General features: G+C 56.6%; 12 protein-coding genes. 5 read left to right on the forward strand and 7 right to left on the reverse strand.

Annotated elements, in window-relative coordinates; all coding sequences use genetic code 11:
• Window positions 1-3 precede the first annotated feature (3 nt).
• From ROO76_05415 to ROO76_05435, 5 genes are all read right to left on the reverse strand, one after another.
• Window positions 4-3,630, reverse strand: a complete 3,627-nt coding sequence (locus tag ROO76_05415) for a BadF/BadG/BcrA/BcrD ATPase family protein (GenBank protein MDT8067589.1) — start codon at window positions 3,628-3,630, stop codon at window positions 4-6.
• A complete protein-coding gene (locus ROO76_05420) occupies window positions 3,630-4,943 on the reverse strand; it encodes a radical SAM protein (protein MDT8067590.1) in 1,314 nt (437 codons plus the stop codon). The genes ROO76_05415 and ROO76_05420 overlap by 1 nt, the downstream gene beginning before the upstream one ends.
• Window positions 4,944-5,007: 64 nt before the next feature.
• Window positions 5,008-6,819: an activator of (R)-2-hydroxyglutaryl-CoA dehydratase gene (locus ROO76_05425; protein ID MDT8067591.1), complete on the reverse strand. Its 1,812-nt coding sequence runs from the start codon at window positions 6,817-6,819 to the stop codon at window positions 5,008-5,010.
• A gap of 564 nt (window positions 6,820-7,383) precedes the next feature.
• Window positions 7,384-7,974 (reverse strand): peptide deformylase, encoded by a 591-nt coding sequence (gene def, locus ROO76_05430; GenBank protein MDT8067592.1) that lies wholly within the window; start codon window positions 7,972-7,974, stop codon window positions 7,384-7,386.
• A complete protein-coding gene (locus ROO76_05435) occupies window positions 7,975-8,478 on the reverse strand; it encodes a DoxX family protein (protein MDT8067593.1) in 504 nt (167 codons plus the stop codon).
• Window positions 8,479-8,688: 210 nt separating this feature from the next.
• On the opposite strand from ROO76_05435, the gene ROO76_05440 reads away from it, so the two are divergent.
• The gene (locus tag ROO76_05440) at window positions 8,689-10,074 is read left to right on the forward strand and encodes an alkaline phosphatase family protein (protein MDT8067594.1); all 1,386 of its coding nucleotides are present in this window, start codon (window positions 8,689-8,691) and stop codon (window positions 10,072-10,074) included.
• Between the two features lie 134 nt (window positions 10,075-10,208).
• On the opposite strand, the gene ROO76_05445 is transcribed toward ROO76_05440, so the two are convergent.
• Window positions 10,209-10,499: a hypothetical protein gene (locus ROO76_05445; protein ID MDT8067595.1), complete on the reverse strand. Its 291-nt coding sequence runs from the start codon at window positions 10,497-10,499 to the stop codon at window positions 10,209-10,211.
• Window positions 10,492-10,884 (reverse strand): response regulator, encoded by a 393-nt coding sequence (locus ROO76_05450; protein ID MDT8067596.1) that lies wholly within the window; start codon window positions 10,882-10,884, stop codon window positions 10,492-10,494. The genes ROO76_05445 and ROO76_05450 overlap by 8 nt, the downstream gene beginning before the upstream one ends.
• A gap of 209 nt (window positions 10,885-11,093) precedes the next feature.
• On the opposite strand from ROO76_05450, the gene ROO76_05455 reads away from it, so the two are divergent.
• The 4 genes from ROO76_05455 to ROO76_05470 all read left to right on the forward strand — a co-directional run bounded on the left by ROO76_05455 (window position 11,094) and on the right by ROO76_05470 (window position 15,839).
• The gene (locus ROO76_05455; protein MDT8067597.1) at window positions 11,094-11,663 is read left to right on the forward strand and encodes a sigma-70 family RNA polymerase sigma factor; all 570 of its coding nucleotides are present in this window, start codon (window positions 11,094-11,096) and stop codon (window positions 11,661-11,663) included.
• 143 nt (window positions 11,664-11,806) lie between these two features.
• Window positions 11,807-12,481, forward strand: a complete 675-nt coding sequence (locus tag ROO76_05460) for a zf-HC2 domain-containing protein (GenBank protein ID MDT8067598.1) — start codon at window positions 11,807-11,809, stop codon at window positions 12,479-12,481.
• A gap of 119 nt (window positions 12,482-12,600) precedes the next feature.
• Complete coding sequence (locus ROO76_05465; GenBank protein MDT8067599.1) at window positions 12,601-13,332, forward strand: hypothetical protein; 732 nt, start codon at window positions 12,601-12,603, stop codon at window positions 13,330-13,332.
• 110 nt (window positions 13,333-13,442) lie between these two features.
• Window positions 13,443-15,839, forward strand: coding sequence for a CHAT domain-containing tetratricopeptide repeat protein (locus ROO76_05470; protein ID MDT8067600.1), 2,397 nt, complete (start codon window positions 13,443-13,445; stop codon window positions 15,837-15,839).
• Window positions 15,840-15,934 lie beyond the last annotated feature (95 nt).

The following is a 15,934-nucleotide window of genomic DNA, read 5'->3' on the forward strand; positions in this document are numbered from 1 at the left end:
TCTTCAGTCCCCGACCGCCACTTTACGGTCTTCCGTTTTCGCGCCGACCGGTACGTCATAATGCGGCCGTTGCGCGAGCCTCGCGCGCAGCATCTGCTCATATTCCGCCATGCGTTTCTTGAGTTCGTTGGAAGCCCCAGCCTTCCGCACCAGGTCCTCGCGATAGCGCTTCAGGAAGTAGTCAATAGTCTCGACGCGAATCTTGATGGAGCCGGTCGGCTTGTTCTCGTCGAGGTCCTTGAAAGAGAAGTAAGGCGTCCCCGAATTTTCGATGATGCCTTCTACCACGTTGTAGATTGGCGCGTCGTGTCCGCACTTGAAACTGGAGAGCTCGAGCGCGACGAGGTTTGGATGCCGCGCGGTGAACTTTGCCGCCCATATCTTCTGATTCGTGCTCGCCGAATATGCGTTCTTCCAGACATCGGTGATATCAAGGGGGCTGCTGATCACACCGGCACGCACCTCCTCACCGAACAGGCGCTCGAGCAGATCGTCGTCAATCGGCAGATAGCTCTGCGAGAACACCGGGTATCCGAGCTTCTGGAATTCATCGAGGATCTCGTGGTTAACGCCGGGGTCGTGATGGTAGACGCGCCCGAGCATCACGATTCCGATGCGGTTCTCCTGCTCCAGCTTGTCAAGAGTTTCGCGCGCGCGCTTTTGCAGACCGGCCTCAAAAGCTTCCTGTGCTTTGAAAGCCTCGTCGATAGCGCGTTCGTTTTCGTCTTCCGAGAGGCCGAGCACCGGTTCCCAGGCCCGGAACATCTGTAATCCGAACAGTCGTCGATCTGCGAGGTTGAGGATCGCGTCGATATAAGCGATCCCGTTCTCTTTGAAGAGATCGCTTTCCTTGGTGAACGCGGCTTTGACCGCGTTCGGTGTTGCCGTGACGGTTGGGCAGGCGTTCGTGCCCGTGCATTTCTGGAGCTTCGTCGTGAGCACGTCGATCATCGGGAAGAAAATCGCATCGAGCGGCTTCTTCGCATGCTTGGTGAACATCAGGTTATAGACGTGCGGGATGCCGATCTTGGACGGGAAGCACGGATCAATGGCGCCGCGCCCCGCCCCTGCCTTGTACATTTCGTGGCTGGTGTAGTCGGAATAGATGATGTTTTCTCCCGGCACTCCCAATGCCTGCAAGTAAGAGCTGAACATCGGGGAGTACAGATACATGTTCAGCACCTTGGGCATGCCAACGCGCAGGCTGGCGCGCTTACTGATCAGTTCCGCACGTTTCTTTGCCGCCGAAGACCACCGGTTGGTTGGTGCTGAATCGGCTACGAGCGGTACCTGCCGCGCCTTGAACGCCTCGCGCGAAGCGATCTCGACATAATTGGGGTTTGCGGCCTTCACTGCATCGAGTCCGGCCTTGATTCCGCGCATTGCGTTCACGTCCTCCACCAGTCCTTTTTCGCAAGTAGAGATGATGAGACGCTGCTCGCCCGCCTGCAGCGGTACTTTTGATTTGAAGACCGGCAGCTGCGACTTCACCTCGCCGACGTTGACGTCGATGAACGTTCGCAGGCAGTTGTTCTTGCAGAAATAGCAGCGCGTGTCTTCGTTCCGGGTGGTACGGTAAGTTATCTTCTGGACGGCGTCGAGACCAATGAACGAAGTTCTCTGACCGTTTTTGTACAGCCGAATGGCCTCGACGCCGGCACCAATAGCGCCCGACTCGCCGCAGTGTTCGTGTACCGTCACACTCGGCTCAGTTGCCCCGTCGTGAAAATGCGAATTGATGAAATCGACCTCGGCTTTCACCGCCGCGAGATTTTTCTGCGTGCCACCCTGCAGGATGAACTTCGAGCCCAGCTTAGCCAAGTTAGGAATGCCGGCGACATACAGAAAGATGTTCTTCGGCAGAACAGCCGCAAGCCCGGCGAGGATTTCCTGTGACTTCCACCCTTGCCGCTGGAAGTTGACAATATCCGACTGCATGAAAACAGCGCAGCCGTAGCCAAATATGGGCATCGTTTCCGCGGAAAAGGCAATATCAGCGTATTCCTCGACCTTAACGCCGAGCGACTCGGCAGTGCCTTGCAGGAAGTAGCCATTTCCGGCCGAACACTGCGTGTTCAGCTTGAAATCTTTGACCCTGCCATCTTTCAGAACGATGAGCTTGATGTCCTGCCCACCGACGTCGACGATCACATCGGGATCTTTGTAGAAGCGAATCGCTGACTCTGTATGCGCGACGGTTTCCACCAGCGCGACGTCGGCCTTAAGCACGTCTTTCAAAATGTCCTTGGCGTAGCCAGTGGTACCGATCCCGAGAACCTCGAGTTTCGCTCCCTGCTCCTCAACCTGACGGCGGAGAGAAGTAAACATGTCGATGGTGTCCTGCATGGGGTTACCATTGGAAAGTTGATACGCCTTGCAGAGCACCTCGCCGGATTCGGACAGGAGCACGGCTTTCGTCGAAGTGGACCCGCCGTCGATTCCGACGAATCCGGCGACAACCGTACCGGGCTGGAACTTGGCGCCAACGAACCTTTTTACCGTGTACTGCTTCTTGAATCCCGCCAGTTCTTCTTCTGAGTTACTTAATCCCTGACCGCCGGATTTCTCCTTCTCTTTTTTTCGGCCATACAGGATATAGTCTTCGAGGCATTCGGTCCCGTGATACACGCCGACGGCTTTGTCCTCGTCCTTGCCGAACTCGATTGCGCCGATTGCAGCAAAGTACTGCGCATTGCCCGGGACTTTGATCAGCTCTTCCGGCGTCGCTCCCTCGGGCAACTCGACCTTACGCTCCGCCCAGGTCTTCGGGATGTTCTGCTGCCAGGCTTCGCGCATTCCTCGAATGAAGCTGTTGGGGCCGCCGAGAAGCAGCACGTGCGGTCGCAGTGTGTGGCCTCGGGTCAACACCGTCAGGTTCTGCATCACGATGGCGTCGAAGAGCGACGCCATCAGTTGATCCGGTGGGATCCCCTGCTTCTGCAAGCCGTTGATGTCTGTCTCGGCGAATACGCCGCACTTACCGGCCACGGGGTGCAGCTTGATGCCCGTGTATCCCTGCTTGCCGAGTTCATCTACCGGGATCTTCAGCTTCGCATTGATCTTATCGATGACGGCACCCGTGCCGCCCGCGCACTTGTCGTTCATCGACGGGATCTTCTTCTTGCGCCCCGTCGATTCGTCCTCTTTGAAGACGATAATCTTGGCGTCCTGCCCGCCGAGTTCGATGACCGAGTTCACTTCCGGGTGCAGCTTTTCGACTGCCAGCGCGACGGCAGTGACCTCCTGCACGAACTTTGCGCCGATCAGGTTCGCCAGGTTCCCGCCACCTGAGCCGGTGATGAAGACTCGCGAGTTCCCCGGCGCGACTGCGACTTCATTCTCCATCCGCTTCAGAAACTCGAGCGTTTTCTCCGGTTGCTTCGTCTCGTGACGCTGGTAGTCCTGCCAGAAAATTTCATCGCTACCGGCATTGACCACCACAGCTTTCACGGTCGTAGAGCCGACATCCATGCCGATGATGTAGGCGATATTCAAATCACCTTCGGGCGCGGGATTGGCGAGCATTCGCGCCGGCAACTCCTGCGTCGCAGGCTTTTTCGTCAGGTCGTCGAGCCGAACGTCGACCCGCGAGTCGTGGGTGCTGCAACCGGAAGTGTGAGAACCAGACACTAGACAGCTCCTTGAGCCTTGGACGGCATGTTGCCGGTTACCCCCTGGAAGCCGTGCTTCGCCTGCTCAAATAACCAATGCAGCACGCGGCCGTCGTTGTAGCAAAACGCCAGGATGTGGTTCAGGGTTGAGAAGCAATCTCTCTGGCAACTGTGTTTCATATTCCTCAGTTGCTGCTCCTCGAGTTTGTGATTCTCAATCGTGCCCCAGTCATACGAAGCGGAATACATGGGGAAGCACGGCGCGAGGGTGCCGTCGACTCGAACTATGAGCGAGTTCTGGCCGGCGCGGCACTTCCAATCGTCGAGTTCGCCGTGGATGAAGTCCTTCATCTGCAGCAGCCGTTCGACTGAGTTGACCATCTTGTAGCCACTGCGCTGCTTCTCGACAAGCCAATCGATCAGCTCACATACGGCCGGCATATCCTCTTCGCGGATGAATGTCTTGTTCTCTTCGAGATGCTTGAAGTGCGGCTGTTCGGTCATCGGCGACTCGCAAACGTGATAATCGGTCGCAATGCCGTTATCGCGTGCGAGTTCCGTCAGTTGCACAACATCCTCTGGATTATTCCGGCAGATGTTGATGTTCAGGAACACGCTGTATCCGTACTTGTACTGTTTGCGAACGAGGTAATCGAAGAACGAGCGGATCGGTACCATCGCCTTCGGCAATCCCGGCTTGATGTCCCATGCGTCGACCGCGAGGTTCACTGTTCCTAGTCCAGCATCAGCAAGACGATCGATCACCGCGGGCCGCATCAGCCGCCCATTCGTCGGCAGATACACCCAAAAGTCCTTCTTAGCAGCGTAATAGATAATCTTGTGCACAACGTCCGGCCGCAGTAATGGTTCGCCGCCCATCAACGCGAGCACGCGGCAACCCGTATCGTGCAGCCAGTCAATCGAGCGCTTCGCAATATCCTCGGTCATTCCCTTAACGCTGTTGTCAAAGGCCCAGCAGTAGTGGCAATCCAGGTTGCATTTCCACTCGTTGAATAGATAGGCAATGATCGGGTGGAACTCGCCGGGAAGCAGCCGAGATTTGAAATAAGGGAACATCCATCCCTTCATGCTGCGATAGATATCTTTCGGCTCCCAATGTCGTCTGCCATTCTTAGGAAAGTAATTCTCATCCGGCGCCTCAAACAGCTTCTTGTATTGCGGGAATGCTGGCGTTGGCAACTCTTGCGGAACTCCGCCCGGCGGGGGCGGAACGGCCGAACGCTCCTGCGGTTTCGTCAGCAGATCGTGCAACGAAACATCCAGCCGAAATGGTGGTGTCGTTGATGGAGTCTGATTGTGTTGCGCTTCCATTTTCTCCTCGGGCCCATGACCTTCCGCCCGCATAGCGAGCCGGAAAGTCCGAATGGCTGTCGGGCTAAGCGGTTGCCAGTGCGTTCTCCGGTTCCGGCACGTGCCGGATACGCGATTTCCCGTTCATCAGGTCATTGACGTGCAGGACGAAATTGGCTGCAACGCCGGTTACGCCCTTTCGTTCTGGAACGGGATAAAACAGCCTGCGCAGCTCGGCATGCTCGGCGACGTAGCCGCGGATATCATCAACCGACTTACCGGTCGACTTCAGTACGTCTTCGAATTCCATGCGGGCCTTGACCTTCGCTTCCCCGAGCGCCATTTGTACCCTGCTATGCGCGTTGATCTCGCCCTCGCCGGAAGTTTCGATCGGCAAGAAAATCATCTCTTTGAAGTGATTTGCGACGCCCGACTGAACTCCGTCGGACTGCGATGACGGCATGCATCCGAAGGGCTTCAGCGCCAGCACCATGTGAGCCAGTCTGTTCTGGGTGTAGTAGACGTTCTTGCCGACCTCGAGGTGTCCTTCGCCGCCGCGCGCGAACTGGTTGTAGAAAGGATGTGCCAGCTTGGCGAGTTCCTTCTGCGACACAAGGTGATGCGCAATGTTGCCCAGCGCCTCCACCGTGCGGCTGTACTGACGCTCATAGAACATTTCGCCAAAGGTGAACGACAGCCATTTCTTCCGGAATGCCATCTCGTTTGCCAGTCGCTGGTTGAACTGGTACCACTCAACGTTTTTATGCGGAGCGTCGAGTTTCTTGCGGAACGCGGCCTTCTCTTTCACCTGGTACAGCATGTACATCACCCAGGTGCCGATCGGCTCGACGAGCACCTGAGCACCCTCGCGCTCCAGGAAGTCGAACATATGGAAGTTGCCGTCCCCCTCGGTAATCTGCGCCCAGAACTCGCCGATGATCTTCACCACCGGCTTCACTTTCAGACGATCGACCTCGATTTCGCCGAGGATGTCATGTGCTCGCCGATACGCCTGTTTCGACTGAGGCCCATATAGGTGATCCCAAACTTTCCCGAGCGAGTTCGCGACGATGTAGCCCTTCGACTTCTTATTCGGTAATCGATTCGCAATGAACCTCGGCGTCCGGTCCGAGAATTCATAGGGCGTGCGCTTGCTCAGCAGCCGGCAGATCTCGTCCATTGCTTCGGTGAATTTCTCGTTCGCCTGGCCGGGGTTCGCCTCATACGGACGCACGCGATACGCCATTTCGTTCATGATGTCGCCGAGGTTCAGCGCATTGAACATCCCCATGCCGAAGTCGACAGTGAACTTCAATCCGGCCTCTCCGGAGGCGGCCTTCAGGCCGTCGTTCTGCTGGAAGAGCAGCACGCGGAACCCGTCGTAGCCGGCATTCTGCAAGGCGAGGCGATACTCGGACTCATACATTCCGAACCGGCAAGGACCACACGATCCGGCGGTGAAGAACACGTAATTGTCGATGATCTCCTGCCTCGACACACCGCGCGCCTCGAGCCCTTGCAGGTACTGCACCAGGTTGCCGACCGTGAAATATGTCGGATTGCACTGGCCGTTATTGCCGTATTCCTTGCCCAACTGGAACGCTGCGACATTCGCTGTCGGCAGAATCTCGCAGCGATAACCGCAGCCCTCGAATACCGCGTGAATCACTTTTTCGTGCTTCAGCGAAAGTCCACCAAACAGGATTGTGATCTTGCCGCGCTCCTCGGCCGTGAACGGACGTTCTACGGGACGATGAAAATGTCTCGGGGCTTGCGATCCCAGTCCTAACTCTTTTTCGAGGCGAAGGCGCTCGGCCTCAACTAGTTTCTGGATATCGGCTTCAGATTGCGCCGGTTGTAATCCCTCGATTGGGAAGTCGATTCGAGTGACAGCCATCTCGTGCTTCCTTTCGCAAAAATCGTTTTAACTTTGAAAGTGGGACAAGGAAGTGAATCGAAATTGCTTCCAAACTGCAAGAGGACCCGAATGCAAAACGAGGTGACGCTGCTTCGGGAACGGTGGAGGACGATCCGAGACCTCTCGAGCGATGAGACTGGCTGCTATTAAGTTGCGGTCTCGGCATAACGGGACAAACAGAGTAGGAGGGAGACAGGTGTTGTGTTGAGCGGAACCGAATGCAGTGCTTACCGCCACACCTCACAACGAAATTGCACTTCAGGAAATTCACGAAAACAAAACGCACGCGCCCAGGCGCGGGGATTGTTTGTGATTCTTACCCATGCCACCACAACCCGGCATGGAACTCATAAAGATTCAAGCACAACTCGCCGGAATCGGCAATCCCATGCGTAGTGGAAAACGGCGACTCACGGGGGCTTTCAGACTACCCGAAACATCTTGCCAATGTAGCCATCGATGCCTTATGGAGGACAAAGTTGCCAAAGAGACCCTCAACCTTATCCATCGACAGACTCCCATTGTGCGCCATACCACTGGAAACTAATTCGCCCGTAGATCGCTACGTATCTCGTCGATGGTTTTGTTTTTCCAATGCTGCGCATAGTTGTCGGTGGTCATGAAAGTGCGGCTCAGCATTCGGTCAACGTAGAGCATTCCCTGGAGATGGTCAATTTCGTGCTGGAGGATACGGGCATACCAACCGGAAGCCTCTATGATGCGCGGTTCGCCCCGTTCGTTCAGGCACTCCACTCGCACCTGGCGCCAGCGGGGAACCACGGCGACGAAACCCGCCACGCTCAGGCAGCCCTCCTGGAACTCTGCCCGGGTATCGATCGCCGGCGTTATTGTCGGATTGACGATGACATGAAAGGGAACCGGCCTGCGCTCCCGTTCCGCAATCTGTTCGGGACGCGAGTCCCTCTGGTATTCCTCACGGTCTTCAATGACGGCAAGTTGCAGCGGGATGCCCACTTGTGGTGCTGCGAGTCCCACGCCTGGTGCATCTCGCATCGTGTCCCGCATGTCGGCGATTAGTCGCTGGATTTCATCGCCGAGGATCTCTTCTTTCGTCAATGGCCGCGCAGTTTCGCGCAGTACTTTCTCACCTGCCTGTACGATTGTTAGGCGCATTTATCGTCCACTCGTTGCACTTCTTCTATCAATTCCAGAGCTGCCGTTTGAGAGTTTTGCGTCCATCGACAGAGGCCCTGCGCCGACCGCAATCAGGAAAATCGCTCCTAAGAACATGCAGATATCTGTGCGCGCCTCGTGCATGGCTGCCCAGAACGCGCTTCTGATCAGCATAGGCACTTTCGTCGTCGCAAGCGCCACCGAGATGGTAGCCAGCAGCGGAATCGCCGCAAGCCTCGTCAGCAGCCCCACAATGACGAGCACTCCACAGACACATTCCACTCCCCCCACAAACGGTGCCGAGTATTGCGGAAAGGGAATACCGATCTTTGCAAATCGCCCCACGCCTAGTGTCGCCGGATAAAGGAACTTCTGGATGCCTTCTGAAAGAAACACCACGCCGACCAACAAGCGAACGAGCAAAACAGCCTTGGGCGCACTCGAATCGAACAGCCACGTTTTCCAGTTCACGGAACTTCTCCTGATGTGCAGGGCATGAGACATTTGGCGTTTGGCATTGTAATAGCGCGCAGCGACCCAGGGGCAACTCTGATCTCTGCGGTGCGGTGTTGACTACCAATGCCCGCCGATAACCATTCCAACGGACTGAAAATTCAGGAGTTCTGAGCTTAAGCGAGAACCTCCTCGCCCGGGACAACACGGCTCAACGCGAACCCATCTCAAGACGAGCGGCTCACTTCGCAGCAGGTGAAAATGAGAACACTCAGGCTCTGTTTGGCAATAGCTTTGCTTGCTGTTTTGACCGCCTGCGGGGGCAATACCACAACCAGCAACAACTCCGGAGGCGGGAACACCGGCGGCAATGGCGGCGGGACTAATACTCCCCCCGGTAACGGTAGCATCACGGAAATCAAGCACATCGTCTGGATGCTCCAGGAGAATCGCTCTTTTGATAATTATTTCGGAAAGCTGAACGACTACCGTCAGGCTCATGGACTTGGAGCCGATGTCGACGGGATCCCGGCGGACGCGAGCAATCCCAGCTATGACGGAACCACCCAGGTTCAACCGTACCATTTCAACACGGTCTGCGTCGAAAGCCTGACCCCGGCGTGGAACGCCAGTCGCCGGGACGTAAATCGCTACAACCCGCTCTCAAAGACCGGCCCCATGGACGGCTTCGTCTACTCCGCCGCTAACTATGCGATCGATCAGAACCAGGCGGGTTACAGCTATTCGGATACTGCCGGGCTTCGTGCCATCGGCTACTACACCAATCGTGAGCTGCCGTATTACTACTTTATGGCGACGCAGTTTGCGACATCGGATCGATGGTTCTCGCCAATCCTTTCGCGCACTCCGGCAAACCGGATCGCTAATCTTGCCGGGTCCGCTCTCGGCGTCGTCAATGATGTGCCGTCGGGGATGACGTTCTCGGAACCCACCATCTTCAGCCTCCTGCAGGATGCGGGGAAGTCCTGGAAGATTTACGAGACTTCCGGCAACACGTATCTCGGGTTCTTCAGTCCGTTCTATGGCGAGCACAAGGACCACATTGCATCCATCGACCAGTACTACACGGATGTTGCCAACAATAGTCTGCCCGACGTCGCCTTCATCGAAACCGGCGTAGAGACGAATGACACCGGCGGGACCAGTTCGCTTGATGAGCATCCCAACTCGAATATCCAGAAGGGCGCTGCCTATGTAGCCAAGATCATCAATTCGTTGATGAACAGCTCATCGTGGAGCAGTTCGGCCTTCATACTCACGTATGACGAAGGGGGTGGCAACTACGATCACGTTCCACCGCAGTCGGCCGTCAATCCCGATTCGATCCGACCGATGCTCTCCCCCACGGATGATGTCGACGATTATTCGCGGACAGGTTTCCGGGTCCCTCTGATTGTCGTTTCGCCATTCGCGAAGAAGGGCTACGTCTCGCACACCGTCATGGATTACACGGCGATCCTGAAGTTCATTGAGAAGCGCTTCAATCTCCCAAACCTGACCGCACGTGATGCGGCGCAACCGGACATGTCGGAGTTCTTCGACTTCACCAACTTGCCCAATCAGAGTGCGCCCACGCCACCGGCACAGCCGACCGATGCGCCCTGTACTTTCCACAGCCTACCTTGATGAGAGACAAAAAAGCCGCCTCTGACATGGCGTTCAGAGGCGGCGAAAGTCTTGGGAAAGACTCCCAAGAGGTAGGACTTTTCATTTTTCGTTAACTACGCAAGCTTTCCGATTGTCAGTTCCGCAGGCGCTTCTCAACTCGCATTCCGAACTGCCATCTCCATCCGCGAAACCGTGAAGTAGCTCATAAAATGTGTATCCAGCCGATGCGCATGGAATTCCGCCAGGGCATCCGTCAACCGGACTTCGACTGCATTCATTTGAATCGCGCCGGTCTCCAGTCCGTGAGCGTACAGGTTCGTACTCGATAGCAGATACTGCATCAATGCCGCCTTCAATTCTTCATGAAGCTCGTGGCACGCATGGCAGTGTCCCGGCGTGAACGACAACAATTCCTGGATCGCGGATGACACAACGTTACGCACAATCAGACTCCTGTTCTACACGCAGCGGCCACTGCGCCAGCATTCGCCGGACGTGAGCGATGAACCCCTCCGGGTTCCATGGACTTTTCGGCACAAGAAGGTCGGCTACCGGCTTTTCCTCGCGACTCTCGGCCTCGTCGGCGACCGCAATTACCCCGACCTTGGGAAATCGCCGCCGCACAAACGGCAGGAACTCGAACCCGGAGAGCCGAGACAGCGCAGCATCGCTGACGATTACCCGGGGCCGTACATGGTAGATCTGCCGCAGTGCATCGATCCCATCGGCCGCCGGATACGACTCCAGCCCGTGGTCCTCGATCAACTTCGCGAGCTCTTCCCGAAACGTCGGCTGCTCACAAACCACCATCACGCGCTTCCCAGACATTGCTCCCCCTGACTCGGACTCGGATGAACGCTGGTTAGTGAAGTGGAAGGGGAAAGCGTTTCAAAAACAGGAAATGTGGCTGGTGACTTGTGATTGGTGGCTGGTGAAGCCGGACTACCAGCTACCGCTGACCAGTCACTGTAGTTCTACTTTGGCCGGAAAGCCTTTCCAGTTATACTTTTACGAACCTCAATCGCGGGAGAGCGCTCTTGGAGCTGTACACATTCGACAACGATTATGTGCAGCGGCTGCGTGAGGGCGATCCTCCCACCCAGCAGCATTTCATTGCTTATTTCTCCGAGCTGCTGGCGATCAAATTGCGTGCGCGATTTTTCCCGCCGCATGTCATCGACGACATTCGCCAGGAGACTTTCGTCCGCGTCCTGGCCACACTGCAGAAGGACAGTGGACTTCGCCAGTCCGAGCGCCTCGGAGCGTTTGTTAACTCCGTCTGCAACAACGTCATCATGGAGCAATACCGCTCCTCGATCCGCGCCTCGGGCTTCGAAGAAGGTTTCGATCCGCCAGACAAGAACATCGACATGGACCGCTCGCTGGTCTCGGAAGAGGCCAAAAAGCAGGTCAACAGAGTAATGGCTAAGATGCCGGATCGTGACCGCCGGCTCCTGAAAGCCACTTTTCTAGACGAGTTGGACAAAGACCAGGTCTGCCGCGAGTTTGGGGTCGATCGCGACTACCTGAGAGTTCTGTTACACCGGGCCAAGTTACAGTTCCGGGCTCTATATGAGCAGAACAAACACCGGGCCCGCGCCCGGTAATCCAGGCCGGATTATGAAGATTCAACGAAACGTTGGGCCGCCTGGTGTCACAACCCAACGTGGAATGAGCTGAATTGAAGCGCCCGAGGTGCCCCGTCGCGAGGTAATCGCGGATGCCACAGGGCGGAAGTCATGGAAGACGTATGGATCATATTGAAGCGGTGAAGACCCACGCGGCTGAGAAGTATTTCCTGGGAGAGCTGGCAGGGACCGAGCGCGACGCCTTCGAGGAGCACTTTTTCGATTGTGAAGAGTGCGCGGCCGACGTGAAAGCCACCGCCATCCTCGTCGACAACGTCCGCGAAGCCCTGCGCACGGCTCCGGACCAGAAGAAGTCGCCGGCTCGCGAGACGGCTGGGTTTCTGAACTGGTGGCGCCCTGCCTATTCCCTTGCAGCCATTGCACTGTTGCTTGCCACCGTTGGCTACCAGAATTTCGTGCAGATCCCGCAACTGCACAATCAGGCTCTCACCAAGGCGGAGGCCCTGCCATCGTTCTCTTTGGTTGCGGCCGGATCGCGCGGCGCCGCGGGCGCGCTGGAAGTCACGGTTCCGGCCAACACTCCCTTTGGACTTTACGTCGATATTCCAAGCGACTCCAGCTTCACCCGATACAGCGCCGACATCCTCAGCCAGTCCGGCGCCCTGAAATTCTCCGTACCGATTTCCACCGCGCAGACGCAGAACACCGTGCAGTTGCTCATTCCCGGTGCCCTGCTCAACGAGGGCCAGTACGACCTGGTGATCCGGGGCCACAAGGCCGATTCCAGCGGCGCACAAGAAATCGCTCGACATCCCTTCGTGTTGCGTAGAAAGTAAGTTCGTTTCGAGAACAGGTTTTGGGTGCCCCATCCTAGCCCTCCTTTGGCCAGGGTGGGTAGCTCTTCGGGACACATCCATTCTTTCAATTCTGAGGTTCTGGGGGAGAGATGCAATCCATGCAACCTACATTCCTTTATCACGCACAAGCAAGCATATTGGGTGGGTTCATCACACGGCCCGAGCAGAGAGTGGTTGAAACCGTCGCGGGCGTGTCGTTGCCACTCACTGGTGGTCACCACCGCGCGCAGGTCAATGGATACTGTTATGATCTGCCGCGCATCACCATCGCCAGTGCTGTCGCGGAAGTTTCCGGCAGTAAGGATGGGAATGGCGTCTATAATACGAAAATCTCGACCAGCATCAACGGCCTGATCATCCAGGATGAAGTCACCGGTGAGACCATTATTACCGCCGATGGCCTCGAGATGAGCATCACGACACGCCACACCGGCGCTGCCTGCGAAGCCACGGTTCAGATCGACAGCAGCTTCAAAAATCTTGTAATCAAGGGCGCGCCGGTAAACATTGTTCTGGACACATGCCTGAACGATGCGCAAACCTACGCAGAGTTCGATAAGAAGTACGGAAACAGCCCGAACGTCAGGAAATCCGTCCGGCCAGGGAAGATGCGGTGTTCGCTGATCAAGAAGCTCACACACCCGAACGCAAAACCTGCGACAGATCAGCAGAGCCTCTATGTCCCCGGATTCGGCACTATCTATCTCGGGGAAGTCTACCTGGCGGACTCCACCAGACAGGTCAGGATGATGCGCCTCGAACTCGGATCACCCGTGGCAGGAACACTGGACCTCGGCGGCGGCTCGGGAAACGGAACACAATTTCCGTAATAGCACTAGCAATTTCTCTGTTTTTGACCCTGGTGGGCTGTACCCGCCAGGGTTCTTTATTAGAGCGAGATGAGTTCGAGAAAGCTCGCCTCCAGCTTGAACGCGGGGAATTGGTCCAGGCGCTCGGGGCCGCGCAATCCGGTGCCGCAAAGTATTCGAAGAGCCAACCTGACTGGTCGGAACGCTTCCGTGTTCTGGAAGCAGAAGTACTTATCTGGCAGGGCAGGTCAAAAGATGTTCTCGCGCTACTGAAAGATCCCGCGCCTGGGTCGGATAACCTCGAAGACGTAATCATTCGCCGCAAGATATTTCGCGCAATGGCCAACTATCGCCTCCAGAACTTTACTGAGTCGGCGGCAGAGCTGGCCGACGCCGAGCAGTTGGCAAAAGCAAAACGACCGGACCTCATGGGAGAGGTTGCGATGGCCCAAGGTTCATTGGCCTCTTTACTGGGAAAATATCAAGACGCGATCAACTTGTATGGCATCGCATTGAAATCAGCACGGCAGCAGAAGAGGCGTTTTCAGGAAATAAGTGCCCTTGGGAACCTCGGCTTTGTCGCCCTCCATCAGCAGAAATGGGGGGAGGCTATCGATTGGTTTTCGTTAGCTCAAGCCGGCGCGAATGAGTTGCACAACGAAATGATTGTGGGTAAGACCTTGGGCAACCTTGGGTGGTGCTATTACAGCCTCGGCGATTTTGATCGCGCTTTGGACGACTACACACAGGCTGAAGCTGTCTCCGCAAAGCTCGGTGCCGTTTCCGACCGTTTTCGATGGCTCAATAATATTGGTCTCATTTACGCGGAACAGCACGATTATGCGCGCGCATCCGCATACTATCGGCAGTCGCTCGACTTGGCTCGCTCTCTAGGAGATAGGACTGGTGCTAAAGATGCTCTTAGTAATATCGCGCTTGTGGAGCTGGAAACCGGGGATCTCGATTCTTCCGAAAAGCACAACCAGGAAGCAATTCGACTGCAACACGAAATCGGCAACGAATCCGACCACTGGCCCGTTCTGAACTCTGCCCGCATCGCCTTCGGTCGCAAGCAGTATCCCGAGGCGACTAGACTCTTTCGAAAAGTTATCTCCGGTTCCGGGGGCGATCTCTGGCTTCGATGGGAAGCAGAATCGTATTTAGCCGCACTTTATGCTACTGAGGGCAGGGATTCCGTCGCATACCTCCAGTATAGGAAGGGGCTGGAGACGATCGACAAAGCGCGTTCCGCGATTACGAGTGACGAACAGCGTCTTTCATTCCTCAACACTGCAACCCAGTTCTACAACGACTACATCGATTTCCTCATCAGCCATCATCGCGAGCGCGAGGCGCTGGCCGTCGCCGAGCACAGTCGCGCGCGAACTCTCGCCGATGGCCTCAAAATACCCGTCCAGCTTCGCGAATCGGCCTTCCACCCCGAGGAGAATGCCCGCCGTCTGAACTCGGTGGTGCTATCGTATTGGCTCAAACCCGAGCGCTCGTACCTGTGGGTGGTCACGCCTACGCGCGTCCAGCTCTTTCCTCTGCCGCCGCAGAAGGAGATCGACGCCGCCGTCGACGAATACCGCAAAGCCCTGCTCGGCCCCAGCCAGGCCCGCGACTCCGGCGCCGGCGAAAAGCTCTACCAGATGCTCGTCGCGCCCGCCGAAAAACTAATTACTGGTATGAATCGTCATCCCGAGCGGAGCGGCCGGCAGGCCGCGGAGTCGAGGGACCTGCATTCCCCTCGCGTCATCGTCATCCCCGACGGAAGCCTCGTAAACCTCAACTTCGAAACCCTGATGGTCCCGACCCCGCAACCCCACTACTGGATCGAAGACGCGACAATCTCCAGCGCCAGTTCCATCGCCCTGCTCAGCGCCTCGACCCACAATGGCACGATGGCCCATTCGCACGATGGCACGATGCTTCTCATCGGAGCCCCCAATTACGCCGGCACCGATTTCCCCGAGCTCTCGCAAGCCAAAGCCGAGGTCCAGAAGGTCGAAAACTACTTTCCCGCGAATGAAAGAACGGTGATCGAGGGCAAAGCCGCCGTCCCCTCGGCCTACGACGCGGCAAAACCAGGCGAATTCACATATATCCATTTCGTAGCCCACGCCACCGCCAGCCGCCTCAGCCCGCTCGACTCGTCCATTATCCTTTCCAAGCAGGGCGACGCCTACAAACTCTACGCCCGCGACATCATGCAGCAGCCGCTCAAGGCCGAGCTGGTAACCATTTCGGCATGTTACGGGGCGGGGAACCGGTCTTACTCGGGCGAGGGCCTCGTCGGGCTGTCCTGGGCTTTCCTGCGCGCCGGGGCCCACAACGTGATCGCCGCCCTCTGGGAGGTGAACGATGCGTCAACACCGCAGCTAATGGACAATCTTTACAGGAATATCGGTAATGGCGAGGATCCCGCCACCGCTCTGCGGCACGCCAAACTCGACATGCTGCACTCCCAGTCCGTCTACCGCCGCCCCTTTTACTGGGGCGCCTTCCAGCTTTACGTCGGGTCGTGAACGGAGTGTGGAAAAACACAACAGAAATATTCACAAATATTTGAAACGTATCCACAGCTTTTCGCACTATCATGTGTGAGTCGGTGCTGGCGTAG

Source organism: Terriglobia bacterium (assembly GCA_032252755.1).
Lineage (GTDB): Bacteria > Acidobacteriota > Terriglobia > Terriglobales > Acidobacteriaceae > JAVUPY01.